Consider the following 18529-nt stretch of genomic DNA (forward strand, 5'->3'; position numbering starts at 1 on the left):
ACAGGCCCACCGCACCGTCCCTAGCGCCGGTTGCCTCGTTAGGGCATAATGGGTTATTTAACTACTCCGCGAACACTGAACTGAGTGCGTGTGGGAATAGTGCGGTCCTGGCGGTCGTTGTTCTAGATTAAGAGACCAAGGAGGTAACACATCATGCACGAAGAAGAGCGCAGCATGTACGAATTGGAGTACCCCGCTCCGGTGGTCAAGGACAATTCCGGTGAAGGAAAAGGCCCCACCATGATTGTTGCCATGCACGGCTATGCCGATGCGGGCCAGGCCGTTGAGTCGAGCGCCGATCACCTCAAGGCCGCGCTGGAAAACCGCCAGCTAGCCTCCTTTAACTCTGATGAGCTCATCGATTATCGCTCCCGCCGCCCCGCCGTCACCATCGATAATGACCGGGCCCTCGAGGTAGAACCCATGGATTTGGGTTTGAAGGTGCTCCGGGATAATTCCGGCAAGTCCTTCCTTCTTCTGTCTGGCCCAGAGCCGGATATGCGCTGGGAAGCATTTACCACGGCGGTGGTCAAGCTGGTGGAGAAATTCGATATTGAAGACACCATCATGCTCTACGCCGCGCCGATGCCCGTGCCGCACACCCGCCCCACCGTGGTCACCGCGCACGGTACTGCCTCCCGCCTGACGGAAGGCATGGTGAAGATGGATTCGACCATGATGGTTCCTGGCGCCGCGGCGCTCTATATAGAAAAGGCCCTAGCGGATAAGGGCCGGACTGTAGCCGGCTATACCGCGCACGTGCCGCACTACTTGGCAGCCTCCCCCTACCCGCAGGCCACCCTGGAGCTCCTCGATTCCGTGGCTAAGGCCGCCCAGCTGAATATTCCGCTGGGCAGCATCGAGGCGGATATTTCCCGCGTCGAGGGCCAGCTGGATGAGCAGGTCAATGGCTCGGAAGAGATTGAGGGCGTGGTCCAGCAATTGGAGCAGCAATACGATGCTTTCATGGAACGCTACCGCGAAGAGCACCCGCAAGCCATCATGCCGGGCGAGGAAGCCGTGCCCAGCGCTGAGGAAATCAGCGAAGAATTCGAAGCCTTCCTCGCCTCGCTCGATGAGTCCGATAGCGAGGAGATTATCCATACAGATATTGATGACCGCGAAGACTCTGATGATGACGATGACAGAGACTTAGGCGACGATATCTAACGAACCCGCCCCCATCGCCGCTAAGGTGGTGGGGGTGAACTTATCTCAACAGCTGCCAGATTTAACGGAAGTCCCCGAGTCCCTCATTGATGAGGCCATTTGGGATACTTTTAACTCGTGGACCACCAGCAAGGGAATCAATCTATATCCCGCGCAGGAGGAGGCCTCGCTCGGCATCTTGGCCGGAGATAATGTCATCCTCGCGACCCCTACGGGTTCGGGCAAGTCCATGGTGGCCAACGCCGCACATTTCATCGCCCTCGCCCGCGGGCAGCGGAGTTTTTATACCGCGCCTATTAAGGCGCTGGTAAGCGAGAAGTTCTTTGCGCTGTGTGAAATCTTCGGCGCAGAGAACGTGGGCATGATGACTGGCGATGCCACCGTAAACGGCAATGCCCCCATCATCGCCGCCACCGCTGAGATCGTTGCCAATATCGCGCTTCGCGATGGCGCCGAGGCCAATATCGACCAGGTGGTCATGGACGAATTCCACTACTACTCCGATCCAGATCGCGGCTGGGCGTGGCAGGTTCCGCTCTTGGAGCTGCCCAAGGCGCAATTCCTCTTAATGTCCGCCACGCTCGGTGATACCGACTGGCTGCAGGAGGATCTCACCCGCCGAACGGGGCGCGAGACTAATCTGGTAGCCGGCTCTACTCGCCCGGTGCCGCTGGATTTTTCCTATGTTTTCAGCGCGGTGCACGAAACCATCGAAGAGTTGCTCGCCGATAATAAGGCGCCCATTTACGTTGTGCACTTTTCCCAGCGCGAGGCCGCCGAGCGGGCCCAAGCGCTGACCTCGCTGTCTGGCATCATTAACAAAGAGGAAAAAGAGGACATCGCTGAAGAAATCGGCGGCTTCCGCTTTACCACTGCCTTTGGTAAGGACCTCTCAAAGTTGCTTCGCAAGGGCATTGGCATTCACCATGCGGGAATGCTGCCGAAGTACCGGCGGCTTGTGGAGCGCCTCGCGCAGCGCGGCCTCCTCAAGGTTATTTGCGGCACCGATACTTTGGGCGTGGGCATCAACGTGCCTATCCGCACCGTATTGATGACCGGCCTGGCCAAGTTTGATGGGCAACGCCAGCGCATCTTGAAATCCCGCGAATTCCACCAGATTGCGGGGCGCGCTGGGCGCGCGGGCTATGACACGGAAGGCACCGTCGTCGTCGAGGCCCCAGAGCACGAGATTGAAAATGCCAAGGCCCGCAGGCGCATTGGCGATGACCCGAAGCGGCTCAAAAAGCTCAAGAAGAAATCCGCACGCGAGGGCGAAGTCTCCTGGTCCGAGAAGACCTTTGCGCGGCTCACGGAAGCAGAACCGGAGCAGTTGACCTCGCAATTCCGGGTCTCGAATTCGATGCTGCTCAATGTCTTAGCCCGCCACGGCGATGGTTATGCGCATATGCACCACCTCTTGCGCGATAATCACGATCCCCGCAGCAAGCAGAACAAGGACATCCTCACCGCCCTCGACCTCTTCCGCGGATTGCTAGATTCCGGTGTGGTCCAAAAATCCACGAAGGGGCTCGATATCTACGGCCGCCCCTACCACCTCGTGCGGGAATTGCCGCGAGACTTTGCCCTAAACCAGCCCCTCGGGCCCTTTGCCTTGGCCGCGCTCTCCCTGTTGGACCCAGAGGCGGACAGCTATCACCTTGATGTAATCTCGGTCTTTGAGGCGATCCTCGATGATCCCCGGCAGGTGCTGCAGGCCCAGCAGAAGAAGCGGCGCGGGGAAGAAATTGCCGCACTCAAGGCGGATGGAGTGGACTACACCGACCGCATGAATATCGTGGAGGATATCACCTGGCCCAAGCCCCTAGAGGAGCTACTCGAGCAGGCCTACGATACCTTTGCGGAAACCAATGCGTGGGTAAAGGAATTCGAGCTGCGGCCGAAATCCGTAGTGCGCGACATGGTGGAAAATGCCATGACCTTCTCGGACTTGGTGGCCACTTACGGCTTAGCCCGCTCTGAGGGCGTTATCCTCCGCTATCTCACCGATGCCTGGCGCACCCTTAAACAGTCCATCCCCGATGAATATACGACGCCCCAAATTGAAGACATCATTGTCTGGCTAGGCGAACTTATCCGCCAGGTGGATTCCTCGCTTGTCGATGAATGGGCGCAGATGGCCGGCGAAGATTCCCCCATCGATCAAGATACGCTCGACCGCGAGCTGGCATTCGGCGTCGAAGACCCTACTGCGCTTACCGCTAACCGACGCGCCTTTGGCATCATGGTGCGCAATTACATGTTCCGCCTCGCGCAGCTCTTCGCGCTGGAGGAAGAAGACCGCCTGGCCGAGGTATTGGATTATCTGGACGAGGTCCCCGATTTTGGTGCCGTCTTGGATGACTACTTTGACGAATACGACGATATTGATATCGGCCCTGAGGCGCGCGGCCCAGAGTACTTCCGGTTGGAAGAATCCAGCTCCCGCACCTGGCCCGTGCGGCAGATTATCAAGGACCCAGCAGGCGATCGCGCCTATCAATTTGTCGCCACGGTCGATCTAGATGCCTCCGATGAAGCCGGTGAAGTCCGCCTGTCGGAGTTGCGCGTCGAGTATTAATCACACGAGGGTTAGCTAAAACGATAAAAGCCACCCCCTGCGCTGTACCCGGCGTCCTATGGGGGACACCGAGGGAAGCAGCGCGCGGGGGTGGCTTATTCTAAAGGCTAATTCAGCAGCGCTTTTAGCGTGCAGCCTCAATCTGAACGGCCTGTGCGACTGCCTGAATGACAGAAGCAACCTTGATGGCCTCCCAGACCTGCTCCTTGGTCGCGCCAGTATCGTTGAGCTTCTGAGTGTGGGCACCCAAGCAGTGCTCGCAGCCGTTGATGGCGGAAACTGCGATATTCCACAGCTCGAAGTTGGCGTCTTCCACGCCAGGCTTGGAGATGAAGTTCATCCGCAGGCCGAACTTAACCTGTGCGTAGTCATCGCCCAACCAGCTCTTGGCGCGGTAGGCAACGTTGTTCATTGCCATGACGGTGGCAGCGCCGTAAGCGGCGTTGATGGCTTCCTCAGAGAGGTGCTCTTGTGCCTCTTCCGCGATTTCAGAAATCACGGTGTCATTGCGGGTAGCTGCCGCCGATGCCAACAGGGTGCCCCACAGCTGCTCTTCATTCAGCTCGGTAGTGCGGGTCAACGCGCCGAGGTTGAGCTTCTGGTCCTTGGCGTACTCGGGTAGCGATGACTTCAAGTTCTCGATAGACACGGTCTTTCTCCTTCTAAATCTTTTCTCAGTAATTTAAGTTGCAGGGCAAGTGCATGCCCCGCCAGAAAGCGGGGAAAGCACCTACTGATAACTAAGGCTTAAAGCTGGGACTGAACAACGTCCATCTTGTCGATGTTCTTGGTTGGGTCGTTCTTCTCCCAGTTGCAGGCGCAGACCTCTTCGGACTGCAGTGCGTCGAGGACGCGCAGGACCTCGTCAACGTTGCGGCCCACAGCATCCGGGGTAACGGAGACGAACTGAATAACTCCATCTGGGTCGATGATGAAGGTTGCGCGGTCAGCAACGCCGTCAGCGTTTTCTACGCCCAGTGCGCGGATCAGGTCGTGGCGCACGTCGGAGAACATCGGGAAAGGAACTTCCTTCAGGTCCGGGTGGGTTGCGCGCCAGTTGAAGTGAGCGAACTCGTTATCGGTAGAGCCGCCCAGCACCTGGGTGTCGCGGTCTTGGAACTCTTCGTCCAACTTGCCAAAGGCAGCGATCTCGGTCGGGCAAACGAAGGTGAAGTCCTTGGGGTAGAAGAAGACGACCTTCCACTTGCCCTCGTACTTGTCTAAGGAAACCTGCTCGAAGTAGTCCTCTGGCTGGCTAGCATTAACGTCGTGCAGGTCACCGCCGGTCAGGGCGGTGAGGTCGAATTCTGGGAACTTTTCGCCAACGGTCATGATAGGCATGTTCTTCAACTCCTTCTTAAAAGGGTAATCTTTTTCAAGTTTCCGACAGTCCCGTACCGAGGACCACGGGCCGGACCCTCTCCGGCCCAACACCAAAGACAATACCATTAATTCCGGTCACGTCAATAGCTAATCCTATAGATAAATGTTAGAGTGATAGGCATGCATAATAAAGAGTATCGACCAACACTTGCCCAGCTGCGCACGTTCGTCACCGTGGCGGAAAACAAGCACTTCGGCACCGCTGCCGCCAAGCTGGAGATCTCTCAGCCTTCCCTCTCCCAGGGCCTCGTGGCGCTCGAGCAGGGGCTCGGCGTGCAGCTCATCGAGCGCTCCACCCGCAAGGTCATCGTGACCTCGGCCGGTGAAACCCTTCTACCCTATGCCAAATCCACGCTTGAGGCCGCCGATACCTTCCTCGCACATGCCCGCGGCGCCCACGGCACCCTGTCCGGCCCGCTGACCATTGGCGTCATCCCAACCATCGCCCCGTATATCCTCCCGGACTTGCTGGCGAAGATTACGGAGACCTACCCGGAGCTTGAGCCGCGCTTTGTGGAGGAGCAAACCCAGCACCTCATCGCGCGCCTGCGCAACGGCAACCTCGATTTAGCCGTCCTCGCCTTGCCTTCAGAGGCCACGGGCATGGTCGACAGCCCGCTGTACACCGAGGACTTCGCCATCGTCAGCCCGCCCGATCACCCCATCGCCGGGCGTACGGACGTCCAGGTTGCGGAGTTGCGGGACTTGGATTTGCTGCTGCTTGACGATGGCCACTGTCTCCGCGACCAAGTCGTCGATCTCTGCCGGCACGCCCACGTCAACCCGGCAGAGGCAACCAATTCCGTCACGCGCGCCTCATCACTGACCACCATTATGCAGCTGGTGATGGGCGGGCTCGGCTGCACCCTTATCCCCAAGTCCGCGTTGGCTACCGAATGCCACGGCAAGAACCTCGGCATCGCCTACTTCGATCCCGATGTCACCGCTGAGCGCGAAATCGGCCTCGTCTTCCGCTCCTCTGCCGCACGCAGTGAAGAGTTCCGCGAATTCGGCACCCTGATTACCGCCGCTTATGAAAATGCCCTCGCCCGCTCGCTGGAGGGCTAAAATCGCCACGCACGTTTAAGGCCACCGGAGCAATGCCTCGGTGGCCTTAAATAAGGGTAAAGCGCTTACGCAGCTTGGCTGGTCGCGCGGCCTGTGCACTGTCGGAACAAATAAGCCGTAGCCAGTAAGGTAACCGGTACGGCGACAATCAAGCCAACCAGGAGCAGGATGCCGCCGGCAATCACAATCAGCGCGTTGAGCACCGTCAGCAGCAAGAGCTGGCCGTAGTTTCCCTTACCGGCCTTAAATCCGTTCTTGATGGCTTGGCCAACCCCGTCACCGTCGGCAGCAAACCACTGCATCAGCATATAAAGCGGTTGGATGAATAGGCTGATGAGAGACACTACAGCCAAGACTCCGAAAAAGCTCGCTATGGCCTCTAACGCCTCTTCCTCGGTGGCGTCGGCGCCCGCGTCTGGGCCGAGGAAAATCGAGCCCCCAACGAAGATGAACATGACTACCGAGGTAATAATGCCGATGATGATCATAATCACCAGCGGCTGCCACCACCGCACGTCTTTGCCCACATAGCTCCATCCAGTGCGCGGATCATCAATTTGGAAGAGCGCCAGTCGCATCGCCAACAAGCTAACGACGACCGTGATGATGTAGGACACGATTTGCACAATGGATCCCGCACCGGAGGCATCCGCACCCTCTGAAGGAGCGACGGCCATACTCACGCCTGAGATAGCTACGACAATGACGCCAACGAGCAAGGCACCAAGGATCCATAGTTTCCAGTTCTTAAATACCGTGCGAAAGGCCCAAGAAATCGAATCGATGGCCGAGGGCTTTCCGGTAAAACCGCCAGGATTTACGGTATTGTCCTGTGCTTGGTAGCCCGCATATCCTTGGTTGCCGGAGCTTTCGTAGCTGCCACTCTCGTGGCTGCCGCCGTAGGAAGGCAGGCTTCCGTAGCTCGGCTGGTCTTCTGGGTGGTCAGTCGGTTCATAGCGCGGAAAATCGTCATTTCCACCGGATTTATCGCCGTTCATCAGCGGTGCCTTCCTTCTACATTCGGGTTGGGCGCAACGAAAAAGTATCTTTTAGACAAGTGTTTTCACAATAGCAACTTTTTCCACTCCACGTAACCGGGGTAAGCTCATAGACTAGCCATGACACAGCATGAAACAACGACGTCGCAGGCCCCTAGCCGCGATGAACTTTTTGCCGCATTAGACAACGTCACCATCGCCGAGGCCCGCAGCTTCCGCCGCCGCCTGTCGAAGGCACGCGCCCCCAAGGCCCTGCGCGAAATTGGCCAGGATATCCAGGCTGCCGCAGATCGCCTAGCGCTTGTCGATGCCGCCGTCCCCCAACTCACCTACCCCGATTCCCTGCCGGTCAGCGCCCGCAAGGACGATATCGCCGCCGCAATTGAAGAAAACCAGGTCATCATCATCGCCGGCGAAACCGGTTCTGGTAAGACCACGCAGATCCCCAAGATCTGCCTCGACATCGGACGGGGCCGCCGCGGCCTTATCGGCCATACGCAGCCGCGCCGCATCGCCGCGCGGACCGTCGCCGAGCGCATCGCCTCCGAGCTGGACCAAGATATCGGGGAATCGGTAGGCTACGCCATCCGCTTCGATGACCAGGTCTCTGATACCACCGCCGTAAAACTCATGACGGACGGCATCCTGCTAGCGGAAATGCAGCGCGATCGCTTCCTTAATAAATACGACACCATCATTATCGATGAGGCACACGAGCGTTCGCTGAATATCGACTTCCTCTTGGGGTATCTCAAACGGTTGCTTCCCAAGCGGCCCGATCTCAAGGTGATCATCACCTCCGCAACCATCGATCCGGAAAGCTTTGCCGAGCACTTCGCCCAACCCGATGGCACGCCTGCGCCCATCATTGAGGTATCCGGGCGCACCTATCCGGTAGAAATTCGCTACCGCCCCCTCGAATTCGAGGCCGGTGGAAAGCTGGTGGATCAGGACCCGCTCGATGGCTTAACCGAGGCCATCGAAGAGCTCATGGCAGAAGGCGACGGCGATATCCTCTGCTTTTTCCCAGGCGAGCGCGATATCCGCGATGCCATGGAAGCCATCGAGGCTAAAAAATGGAAAAACGTCGAGGTCGCGCCCCTCTTCGGGCGCCTATCCAACCAGGAACAACACCGCGTATTTAGCAGTCACCGCGGGCGGCGCATCGTTTTGGCCACCAATATCGCCGAAACCTCGCTGACCGTGCCCGGAATCCGCTACGTCGTGGATACAGGCACCGCGCGTATCTCGCGCTATTCCACGCGCACCAAGGTGCAACGCCTGCCCATCGAGCCCATTTCTCAGGCCTCTGCCAACCAGCGCTCCGGTAGGTGCGGCCGCGTCGCCGATGGCATCGCCATCCGCCTCTATAGCGAGCAGGACTTTCAAAGCCGCCCGGAATTTACTGACCCGGAAGTCCTGCGCACCAACCTCGCCAGCGTCATTTTGCAGATGGTCTCGCTCAAGCTCGGCGATATCGAGCAATTCCCTTTCCTCCAGCCACCCGAGTTCAAGGCCATTCGCGATGGCCTCAACCTCCTCCACGAGCTCGGTGCGCTCCAGGACAAGCACGAGAAACCGGCGCTGACCGAAACCGGCCGCAACTTGGCCCGCATCCCACTCGATCCGCGCATGGCGCGCATGCTTATCGAGGCCCATACCAACGGCTGCCTCCACGATGTCATCGTCATCGTTGCCGCCATGACCATCCAAGACGTGCGCGAACGCCCGCTGGAGTACCAAGCGCAAGCCGATCAGGCGCACGCGCGCTTTAAAGACAAGACCTCTGACTTTTTGTCCATGCTGAAGTTGTGGGATTACATCAAACAGACCCGCAATGAGCAATCGGGCAATAGGTTCCGCAAGCGCATGAAGCAGGAGTTCCTCCACTACATGCGCATCCGCGAGTGGTTCGACCTGGTCCGCCAGCTCAAAGACGTCTCCAAGCAGCTGGGGTGGGATTACCAAGAAGGCACCGAACGCCGCGCCGACGATATTCATATCGCGCTGCTTTCTGGCCTGCTATCCAATATCGGCGCCCGCGACGGCAATTCCAAGGAGTTCCACGGCGCGCGCAATACCCGCTTCCTCGTCTTTCCAGGTTCTGGCTTGGCCAAAAAGCCACCCGAGTTCCTCATGGCGGCAGAGCTCGTCGAAACCTCTCGGCTCTGGGCCCGCGACGTTGCCGCCATCGATCCGGCGTGGGTGGAAAAGCTCGGCGCGGACCTGCTCAAGCACAACTATTCCGATCCCACGTGGTCCCGCAAGCGCGCGGCCGCCATCGCGCACCAGAAGTCCACGCTCTACGGCGTGCCCATCGTCGCGGACCGTACCGTGCCATATCACCGCGTGAACCCCGTCGCGGCGCGCGATATGTTCATCCGCAATGCGCTTATCGCCGGCGAGTGGAATGCGCATCATCACTTCCTCAAGGCAAACGCGCAGGCCCTTGATGAGGCGGCCGAATACGAGGAAAAGGCCCGCCGCCGCGGCCTCATCGTGGATGAGGATACCCTCTTTGATTTCTATGACCAGCGCATTCCCGCCAAGGTCACCACGGGCCGCCATTTCGATTCCTGGTGGAAGAAAAAGCGCCGCCAGGAACCCGATCTGCTGAATTTCGATCCAGCCACGCTTGTCGATGACTCCCACGACGTCACCGAAGTCTCCTTCCCCGATCACTGGCGCAAGGGCTCCATCGATTACGAGCTGGCCTATAAATTCGAACCCGGCGATCCCCTTGATGGCGTCACCGTCATGGTGCCCGTTCCCATGCTTGCCGGCCTCGATACCGAAGGCTTCGATTGGCTCGTTCCCGGCCTGCGATTCGAGCTCGTCAACGAGCTTATTCGTTCCCTTCCCAAGGCCCTACGGCGCACCGTCGTGCCCGCCCCGGAATTTGCCGAGCGCGCCATGGAACGCCTCATCCCCTTCGAAGGCCCCCTTACCCAGCAGCTTGCCGATGTCCTGCGCGAGCTCGGCGGCCACGGCATCAACGCCTCCGACTTCCAACCGGACAAGCTGCCGGAACATTTGCGGATGAACTACGCGGCCATCGACAAGCGTGGCACCATCATCGATTCCGATAGGGACCTTGCCGCCCTGCGCGAGCGCCAGGCCGGCCACATTAAATCGTCCGTCTCGCGGGTAAGCCGCACCGCCGAATCCACCGCGGTCAGCGAGTGGACCGACGATACCCTCGGCACCGTTGACGAGACCGTCACCACCACCGTCGATGGCCACGAGGTCACCGCTTACCCAGCGTTGGTGGCCACCAAGGAAGGCGTTGAGCTTAAGGTTCATCCCACCAAGGCAGCTGCCGATGCCGCCATGGTCACTACCACCCTCACGCTCTTAATGCGCGAAATTTCCGTCTCGACCGCGCAGATGGTCAAGGGGCTGCCCTTGCAACAGCGCGTCGCCGTGGATTCGTATCCGCATGGCGGTGCCGACGGGCTGGTCAATGACGCACGCGTCGCAGCAATCCGTGACCTCATGCTCGAAGCCGGCGGACCCGTGCGCTCCCCAGAGGCGTTTACCGAGCTCAAGGATTCCGTGAAACCGCAGGTCCCCGGCCGCGTGCGGCAATCAATTGTCTCAATCGCACCGGGCTTGGCTGAGTATTCCAACCTCCGCGCCGAGCTTTCTCACTGGGACGGGCCCGCCATTGACGATATGGAGAAGCAACTCGCTTTCCTTCTTCCGCCGAACGCCATAACCGTGCATGGATCCGCGCACCTGCGACACCTTCCCCGCTACATCCAAGCAATGCGGATCCGTTTGGAAGACCTGTCGCTCGACCCAGATCGCGATGCCGACCGCCAGGCTGAGGTCGATGACGCCAAGGCCTACCTGACAAACCGGCTACGCAACCTCCCCGCGGGCCGTGAAAAGACGCGCGAAGTCAAGGACATCCACTGGATGATTGAGGAATTGCGGGTCTCACTATTTGCCCAGCGCCTCGGCACTGCGCACGCGGTGTCTCTGCGGAGGATCCAAAAAGCAGTGGATAAGCTGCGTTGACCTCCCAACACCGCGTTCCCGCCCCGGCCTAGAAATCCGCTCCTGCCCCGGCTGGTCGGGCACAGCCGCCAGCCAACACTGCCAGCCAGAACTGCAACTTCAACTGCAACTGCAACTGCCGACCAGCCAAAGCCACCGGCTGGTCACAGTTGCCAGCAAGACACAACTGTCGTTTAATCACAAGGAAATCTATTCTCTCGTCCGCCGGCGGCGTGAGAATTTGGTAGGCCCACAGGCGTCATGCATACAAAAGCCAAAAATAGCTGGTCTAAACCTACGCTGGGACGGCTGTATAACTGCTAAGAAACCACCCAGAGCCTCGCAGCCTAAAGGTCGCCACGATCGCGTCGCCGCATCAGTCGAATCTCCGATTCAAAGTCATCCGCACTCTCGAAAGATTTATATACCGAGGCAAAGCGTAGATATGCGACCTCGTCTAGGTCGCGCAGCGGTTCAAGGATCGCAAGCCCAATTTCGTTGGCGTTAACTTGTGAAGAACCATGCCCCCGCACTGTTTCCTCGACTTCTTGCGCCAACTTTTTAAGGGCATCATCGCTAACGTCTCGGCCTTGGCAAGCGCGCCTGACACCCCGAATGAGCTTATCCCTGCTAAATGGTTCTGCAAGGCCGTTTCTCTTAACGACCAGCAACACTGCCTTTTCCACAGTGGTAAAACGCCCTTTACACGAAGCACACTCGCGGCGCCGCCGTATCGATGCGCCTGCATCTACCACGCGCGAGTCGATAACGCGGGATTGTTCGTTATGGCAAAACGGGCAGTACACACAAGTCCTTTCGCTAAAATAGCTTCTCGACTTAGTTTACCTCCCGAGGCCAAAGCGAAGACAGGACGCCAATACAGCACATCCCGGACCGCGTAACTGCCCGGTTGCGCAAGCGGGCGCCGTGTCTACTGGGAAAACAAAGCTGCTGCCAAACAAAGCGCCAAACTTAGAACTTCCCCAGCGCTCGTTTTACTGCAATATGCACTACTGAACGATGGCTGCTTCCACTTGCTGTACTGAGGCACCAGGTCCGGTTGGTGTCTCAGCGTTCGTGCCCATCAATCCGCCGACGACCGTGCCGAAAAACACCGCAGCGCCGAAGACGGCACCAAGGAGGTAATTCTTGCGTGAACTGTGGGCATCGTCTTCTTCTACCGCCTTGTTCGCCACATTAGAAAACGAATATTCGTCAGTCCACATATTCGAATGCTCCTTAGGATTCGTTCGATATTCAGAATCTAGAGTCCTAATCTTCCCTATTTCAGAGCGGGGATGCTGCCCACCCCAACTGCGATCATCAATATCCCAGATAGCGGCTGAAGGTACGATCTGCGGGCGTGCCGCGCGCTGTTTGACCATGTTATTGCGAGAGTGAAGTAGTTGAGACATTGCTTTCCTTTCGACGACCGCCGTAAGTCTAAAGCGGCCCCTTGACACAACTAGAGCTCAATGTCGATCCTGTGTTCGACATTGTTTCTATGTTCGATTTATAGCACCACTTCGAAAACCTGTCCAGTTTTTCGCGTAAATCTCGAACGCTTGTACTTTTCGTGCTACAAATGAGTTATGGCACGCAGGTGTCACCCAGTCCCTTTTCAAGCTACGAACGCAGAACCTCAGACCCCTTAGCTAGGAGCCGCACATGGGCCGCAAGAAAGCAAGCACCGCAAAGAACGATTACGCCTCCCTTTCCGAAAGGCAACGCCGCATCCTTAACGTCATCAGCGATGCAGTGATGCTCCGCGGTTACCCGCCCAGCATCCGCGAAATTGGTGACGCCGCCGGCCTGCAATCCACCTCGTCCGTGGCCTATCAGCTCAAGCAGCTAGAAGAAAAGGGCTTCTTGCGCCGCGATCCCAATAAGCCGCGCGCGGTCGACGTACGCCACCTCAACACTGACGACGCCGAAAAGAAGCCGGGCCGCAAGGCTAAGGACGTCCCCGATACCTCTGCCCGCGGCCCTGAAGAGTCTGCCGCCGTAGCTTATATTCCCGTCGTTGGCCGCATCGCCGCCGGTGCACCGATCACCGCAGAGGAAAATATCGACACGTATTTCCCCATGCCAGACGAGGTCGTCGGCGGAGGAGAGCTTTATATGCTGCAGGTCGTGGGCGATTCCATGCAGGATGCCGGCATCCTCAACGGCGACTGGGTCATCATCCGGTCGCAATCGGTGGCTGAGGAAGGCGAGTTTGTCGCCGCGCTTCTCGATGGCTCCGAGGCCACCGTCAAGGAATTCCACCGCGATTCCTCTGGCGTATGGCTCCTTCCGCACAACGATGCCTATCCGCCCATCAACGGCGATGATGCGGAAATTATGGGCAAGGTAGTATCCGTCTTCCGCAAACTCTAGGCCCCGGCCAGCTACTTTAACCAAGCCGCACGCGGGTGTTCGCCTGCGGTTATTGTCGCCGCCGACACTCTGCGCCCGCTTTCTTGAAACCCGCTCTTTGCACTTCGTACGCTGCCCTGTTCCCCGCATAGGGAGCAGGGTCATACGAGTTTTAACGCATTCCACGCCTTTCTGCCTCGCAATCGCGCCCCAAAAAGCCAATTTAAGCGCGCGGGGTTTATTGAGAAAGCACCCCCGAAATAACGGATCCGTAAGTTAAGCGCTACTAGGGTTGGCTTTCAACTAGGGCAAATATAGCTAACTGACCTGCGGCTTTATCCCAAAACAGACAACAGCGCACACCTTAATTTTTGTTTTCGTCCGATTACCGCCGAATTTTGACACAATGGAGGGAGAAATCCCACATCAGTTAGCTTTCACCGAGCGCCTGCATTCGCAGATGGAGTAACCGCCCGGCCGAAGGCGAGGAGCAAGGAGGGTCCGTGTACGCAGAGGAGCGACGCCGCCAGATCGCGTCCCAAACTGCCGTCGAGGGTCGCGTTAACGTAACCGATTTATCAGAGCGTTTCGAGGTGACTGCCGAAACCATTCGGCGCGACCTAGCCGTACTGGATCGTGAGGGCGTTGTCCACCGCGTTCACGGCGGCGCCGTGGCTTCGCAAGCCTTCCAGACCGCGGAGCTCACCCTCGATACCCGCCAGCGTTCCGCATCTGGGGCCAAGGCCGCCATCGCGCACGCCGCGCTCGACTTTCTTCCCCCTGGCGGCGGCAGCATATTCCTGGACGCCGGCACCACGATTAATACCTTTGCCGAGCTCATTAGCCAGCAATACCCGCAGGCGCAGTTCAATATCGTCTCCAATAGCCTGCCCATCGCACTGTCGCTAGCCAATAGCGGCGTTCCCGATGTCCAGCTCCTCGGCGGGACCGTACGCGCTATCACCCAGGCCGTCGTCGGCGATACCGCCCTGCGCACCATGGCGCTCATGCGCGCCGATGTCGCCTTCATCGGCACCAATGCGTTGACCCTCGATCACGGCTTGTCGACGGCCGATTCCCAAGAAGCAGCCATCAAATCCGCCTTCGTTACGAATGCCCACAAGGTCGTGGTCATGTGTGATTCCAGCAAATTGGGCAACGACTACTTGGTGAGCTTCGCTTCCATTGCCGATATCGATGTCGTCATCACCGATTCCGGGGCACCGGATTCCTTCGTCGATGCCCTGCGCGAGCGAGAGATCGATGTCGTGCTCGCCAGCGAATAGCTCCAGCACGCGCACGACTTCGCCCTCCCTACTCCGGTGCCATTTCTCACCGAGGTAGGGAGGGCGAAACCTTATGCCGCTAGTTGAACTTTTCTATCTGCTCCATCGCTGCGGCGCGGGCGGCGGAGGGTCCTTCGGAGTTGAGGGCGGCATCGGCAAGCTGTTGACACTGATCGAAGGTCAGCTCGGCCAATTGGGCACCAACGCCAGCGACTGCGGTCGATGCAGCCGACAAGGAGTTGACGCCAAGGCCGGTCAATACGCAGGCCAATAGCGGATCGGCCGCGGCCTCGCCGCACACGCCAACCGGTACGTTGTATTCGTGGCCTGCGATGCAGGTGTGCTGGATCAGGCGCAGCACGGCCGGCTGCCACGGGTCGGTGAGGTACGCCAGCTGCGGCGACAGGCGGTCAGCGGCCATCGTGTACTGGGTGAGGTCATTGGTGCCGATGGAAACGAAGTCCAGATGCGGCATGATCTTATCCGCCATCAGCGCTGCTGCGGGCACCTCAATCATCGCGCCCGCGGTCAGGCCGCGCTCCCGGCACAGCTCCGCAAACCACTGGGCTTCCTTCGACGTCGCCACCATCGGTGCCATGACCCAGGTTTCGGCATCGTCGCCGCGGGACTCCGCGGCCTGGGCGATGGCGTCCAGCTGGCGGGTTAACAGGGACTCGTTATCGCGGGCAATGCGCAGACCGCGCACACCCAACGCCGGGTTCTCTTCAGAGGACAACGTGGCATAAGAAATCGGCTTATCGGAACCTGCGTCCAAGGTGCGCACCACGACCTTGGAATTGGGATAGGCGTTAAAAACCTTCTTGTAGATTTTTGCCTGCTCGTCAACGGAAGGCTCCTCGCTCGCAGAAAGGAACGACAACTCCGTGCGGTAGAGGCCAATGCCCTCTGCCTGTGAGTCGGAGGCGATGCGGGCGGCGTTGCCATCGGCCACGTTGGCCAACAGCTGCACGCGGTGGCCGTCCTTGGTTTGCGCCGGCCCAGTCCATTCGGCCACGCGGGCGGCGCGCTCGCGGTATTCCGCAACCGCCTTGGTGGATTCTTCCTCGTCCGCACCCAGCGTCACGGTTCCGAGCGCACCGTCGACGAAGACCAGCGTGCCGCTTTCAATCTCCCGCAGCTTATTTCCCACGGCGACGATGCACGGAATATCGAGCTGGCGGGCGATGATCGCGGTGTGGCTGGTGGGCCCACCCAGCTCGGTGACGAGCGCGCGAATATGCGCGGTATCCAGGGTGGCGGTATCGGCGGGCGCGAGGTCATCGGCAAAAAGCACCGCTTGGCCCTCCACCATGGGCAAACCAGGCTCCTGCTCGCCGCGCAGCTGGGCGATGACACGGTCGCGCACGTCCTTCAGGTCGGTGGTGCGCTCGGCCATGACGCCGCCGGCCGCCTCAAACATGGTGACGAACTTATCCGTGGCTCCCACCGTGGCGAACTCGGCATTCTTGCCCGAGCGAATATTCTTGCGCACGGCCTTGTGCCACCCGCGGTCCTTGACCATGCCGGCGGTCGCCGTCAGCACTTCCGAGGCTTGGCCCTCGGCGGCTGCGGCGCGGTTTTCCAAGCGGCTGGCGACGACATCGACTGCCTCGAGGAAGCGATCGTATTCGGCTTCGCTGCTGGCCTCTTGGTCAATACTTCCTTCAGTGGGCAGGTCCGGGCGGGGGCGCACCCATACGGCTTCTGCATAGGCAACTCCAGCGACAACGCCGGTTCCTTTAACAGTGGACTGAAGCGTATTTTCCATGGCGATACTTCCTTCGAAGATAGCGGCTTATTTATTTCCAGATCATCACAAATCCAACAGAAATGCAATGTATGCCACACGGTTTCTATTGACTTTCCAACACAATCGGGCAAGAATAAACATTAACGGCGGGCTTAAGCGCGAGTTTCAACCGGACCGACTGCGTGTGGCCCCCAATATACGCACTCTGCGAAAGGGATAAGTTCTCGATGATCCTCACGCTCACCCCAAACCCAAGCATTGACGCCACCCTGGCGCTCAATCAGCCTTTGACCTCAGGCGATGTCCACCGCGCCGCCAGTGTTACCCAGGTCGCCGGCGGCAAAGGGGTCAACGTCGCCCACGCCGTGCACCTCGCCGGGAAAGAAACCCTCGCCCTCTTCCCCGCCCGCGCGGCCGATCCATTCATCAACCTCATCCAGGAGGTCCACCTCCCCTACGCCCACGTGGACATGGATGGTGGCGTCCGCGTCAATACCACCATCACCGAGCCAGATGGCACGACCACCAAGGTCAACGGCCCTGGCCCGCTGCTTTCCGATGCCACCCAAAACCACCTCATTTCCACCCTTACCCACCACGCCCAATCCGCCGATTGGGTAGCCCTTGCCGGATCGCTGCCCAAGGGTGTTGACGCCGGCTGGTATACCGACCTCATCAAGGAGATCCGCACTGCCGCCCCGCAGGCGCGCATCGCCGTGGATACCTCTGATGCTCCGATGAAGGCCATCGCCAAGCAGCTCGCTACCGCCGCCCCGGATCTCATCAAACCCAACGGTTTCGAACTGGGGCAGCTGACCGGCCAGGACGGCCTCGCCCTCGAGCGCGCCGCTGCGGCCGGGGATTATAGCCCGGTCGTGGAGGCTGCAAGGGATGTCGTGGGTCGCGGCATCAAGGAAGTGCTTGTCACCCTCGGCGGCGCCGGTGCCGTGCTGGTAAACGCAGATGGCGCATGGGCTGCCACCCCGCCTCCCGCCACGGTGAAATCCACGGTTGGCGCGGGTGATGCCGCATTGGCCGGATACCTCCTGGGTCGCACGCAGGGGCAAGGACCGGCAGAATCCCTCGCGCTCTCGGTGGCTTATGGCACCGCCGCGGCCGCCAAACCCGGCACCCAATTCCCCCGTCCCGAAGAACTCGATACCGCCCATACCTCCATCTCCGCTCTATAACTAAGGGAGCCTTCCATCATGGCATCCGATCTCATCACCACAGAACTGGTCGCGCTTGACGCCGACTTTGGCGATAGCGTCGACTCCGTTATCACCAACCTCGCCACCTTGGTGCACGATACCGGGCGCGCAACCGAGGTCGAAGGCCTCGCCCAGCCCGCCATCGACCGCGAGGCCAAGGCCGGCACCGGCGTGCCAGGCGGCGTGGCCATCCCCCACTGCCGTTCCGAGGCCGTCACCGAGCCGACCCTGGCTTTCGCCCGCCTTACCCGCGGCGTGGATTTTTCCGGCCCCGACGGCGATGCCCAGTTGGTCTTCCTCATCGCGGCACCCGCCGGCGGTGGCAAGGCCCACCTGCAGATTCTTTCTAAGCTCGCCCGCACCCTCGTGCGCAAGGACTTTTTAGAGGCCCTGCGCACCGCATCGACGAAGGAAGAAATTGTTAAGGAAATCCTCGCCGTCGTCAACGCGGAAAAGCCGAAGAAGAAAAAGCAGGACAACGCGGAGGCTGCGGCGGGCGCTTCAGCGGGGGCATCGGAAAGCGCGGGCTCCTCGGCACAAGCTACCCGCATCGTTGCCATCACGGCCTGCCCAACCGGAATCGCACACACCTACATGGCTGCCGATGCCCTCACCCAAACCGCCGGCGAGCGCGACGACGTCGACCTCACCGTCGAAACCCAGGGCTCGTCCAATAATGAATCGGTCTCGCAGTCCACCATCGACGCTTCCGACTACCGCATACG

Annotated in this window: 14 protein-coding genes; 8 read left to right on the top strand and 6 right to left on the bottom strand. The window is 59.5% G+C overall.

Features of this window, described 5'->3' with window-relative positions; all coding sequences use genetic code 11:
* Window positions 1-153: 153 nt before the first annotated feature.
* Both ABRP93_RS09265 and ABRP93_RS09270 read left to right on the top strand, forming a co-directional pair.
* Entirely contained in the window at window positions 154-1170 is a 1017-nt protein-coding gene (locus ABRP93_RS09265) for a proteasome assembly chaperone family protein (RefSeq protein WP_349887746.1), read from the top strand.
* A 34-nt stretch (window positions 1171-1204) separates the two neighbouring features.
* Window positions 1205-3748, top strand: a complete 2544-nt coding sequence (locus ABRP93_RS09270) for a DEAD/DEAH box helicase (RefSeq protein WP_349887747.1) — start codon at window positions 1205-1207, stop codon at window positions 3746-3748.
* A 124-nt stretch (window positions 3749-3872) separates the two neighbouring features.
* Here ABRP93_RS09270 and ahpD read toward each other — a convergent pair whose 3' ends face one another.
* Both ahpD and ABRP93_RS09280 read right to left on the bottom strand, forming a co-directional pair.
* Window positions 3873-4397 carry an alkylhydroperoxidase, AhpD family gene (gene ahpD, locus ABRP93_RS09275; protein WP_284769665.1) on the bottom strand — a complete coding sequence of 175 codons (525 nt, stop codon included), beginning with the start codon at window positions 4395-4397 and terminating at the stop codon, window positions 3873-3875.
* 98 nt (window positions 4398-4495) lie between these two features.
* Window positions 4496-5089, bottom strand: a complete 594-nt coding sequence (locus ABRP93_RS09280; protein WP_349853674.1) for a peroxiredoxin — start codon at window positions 5087-5089, stop codon at window positions 4496-4498.
* A gap of 162 nt (window positions 5090-5251) precedes the next feature.
* Between ABRP93_RS09280 and ABRP93_RS09285 the strand changes: the two genes are divergently transcribed.
* Entirely contained in the window at window positions 5252-6199 is a 948-nt protein-coding gene (locus tag ABRP93_RS09285; RefSeq protein ID WP_005283411.1) for a LysR substrate-binding domain-containing protein, read from the top strand.
* Window positions 6200-6264: 65 nt separating this feature from the next.
* Here ABRP93_RS09285 and ABRP93_RS09290 read toward each other — a convergent pair whose 3' ends face one another.
* Complete coding sequence (locus ABRP93_RS09290) at window positions 6265-7197, bottom strand: hypothetical protein (protein WP_349887748.1); 933 nt, start codon at window positions 7195-7197, stop codon at window positions 6265-6267.
* A gap of 120 nt (window positions 7198-7317) precedes the next feature.
* On the opposite strand from ABRP93_RS09290, the gene hrpA reads away from it, so the two are divergent.
* Window positions 7318-11220, top strand: a complete 3903-nt coding sequence (hrpA, locus tag ABRP93_RS09295; protein WP_349887749.1) for an ATP-dependent RNA helicase HrpA — start codon at window positions 7318-7320, stop codon at window positions 11218-11220.
* Between the two features lie 326 nt (window positions 11221-11546).
* On the opposite strand, the gene nrdR is transcribed toward hrpA, so the two are convergent.
* Window positions 11547-12005 carry a transcriptional regulator NrdR gene (nrdR, locus tag ABRP93_RS09300; RefSeq protein ID WP_023017363.1) on the bottom strand — a complete coding sequence of 153 codons (459 nt, stop codon included), beginning with the start codon at window positions 12003-12005 and terminating at the stop codon, window positions 11547-11549.
* A 204-nt stretch (window positions 12006-12209) separates the two neighbouring features.
* Complete coding sequence (locus ABRP93_RS09305; protein ID WP_349887750.1) at window positions 12210-12425, bottom strand: hypothetical protein; 216 nt, start codon at window positions 12423-12425, stop codon at window positions 12210-12212.
* Window positions 12426-12867: 442 nt separating this feature from the next.
* Here ABRP93_RS09305 and lexA point away from each other — a divergent pair, with 442 nt between their 5' ends.
* Window positions 12868-13578: a transcriptional repressor LexA gene (lexA, locus tag ABRP93_RS09310; RefSeq protein WP_005278903.1), complete on the top strand. Its 711-nt coding sequence runs from the start codon at window positions 12868-12870 to the stop codon at window positions 13576-13578.
* A 482-nt stretch (window positions 13579-14060) separates the two neighbouring features.
* A complete protein-coding gene (gene sugR / locus ABRP93_RS09315; RefSeq protein ID WP_349887751.1) occupies window positions 14061-14843 on the top strand; it encodes a transcriptional regulator SugR in 783 nt (260 codons plus the stop codon).
* Window positions 14844-14922: 79 nt separating this feature from the next.
* Here the strand turns inward: sugR and ptsP are convergent, their stop codons facing one another.
* Window positions 14923-16611 (bottom strand): phosphoenolpyruvate--protein phosphotransferase, encoded by a 1689-nt coding sequence (ptsP, locus tag ABRP93_RS09320; protein ID WP_023017361.1) that lies wholly within the window; start codon window positions 16609-16611, stop codon window positions 14923-14925.
* Between the two features lie 209 nt (window positions 16612-16820).
* Here ptsP and ABRP93_RS09325 point away from each other — a divergent pair, with 209 nt between their 5' ends.
* Together ABRP93_RS09325 and ABRP93_RS09330 are read left to right on the top strand one after the other, a co-directional pair.
* On the top strand, window positions 16821-17783 hold the full coding sequence (locus ABRP93_RS09325; RefSeq protein WP_349887752.1) for a 1-phosphofructokinase family hexose kinase: 963 nt from the start codon (window positions 16821-16823) through the stop codon (window positions 17781-17783).
* 18 nt (window positions 17784-17801) lie between these two features.
* The coding region (locus ABRP93_RS09330; RefSeq protein ID WP_349887753.1) for a fructose PTS transporter subunit IIA at window positions 17802-18529 on the top strand (728 nt) is incomplete at its 3' end.

Origin of the sequence: Corynebacterium sp. KPL2850, from assembly GCF_040225855.1 — a bacterium.
In the GTDB taxonomy this organism is placed as follows: Bacteria; Actinomycetota; Actinomycetes; order Mycobacteriales; family Mycobacteriaceae; genus Corynebacterium.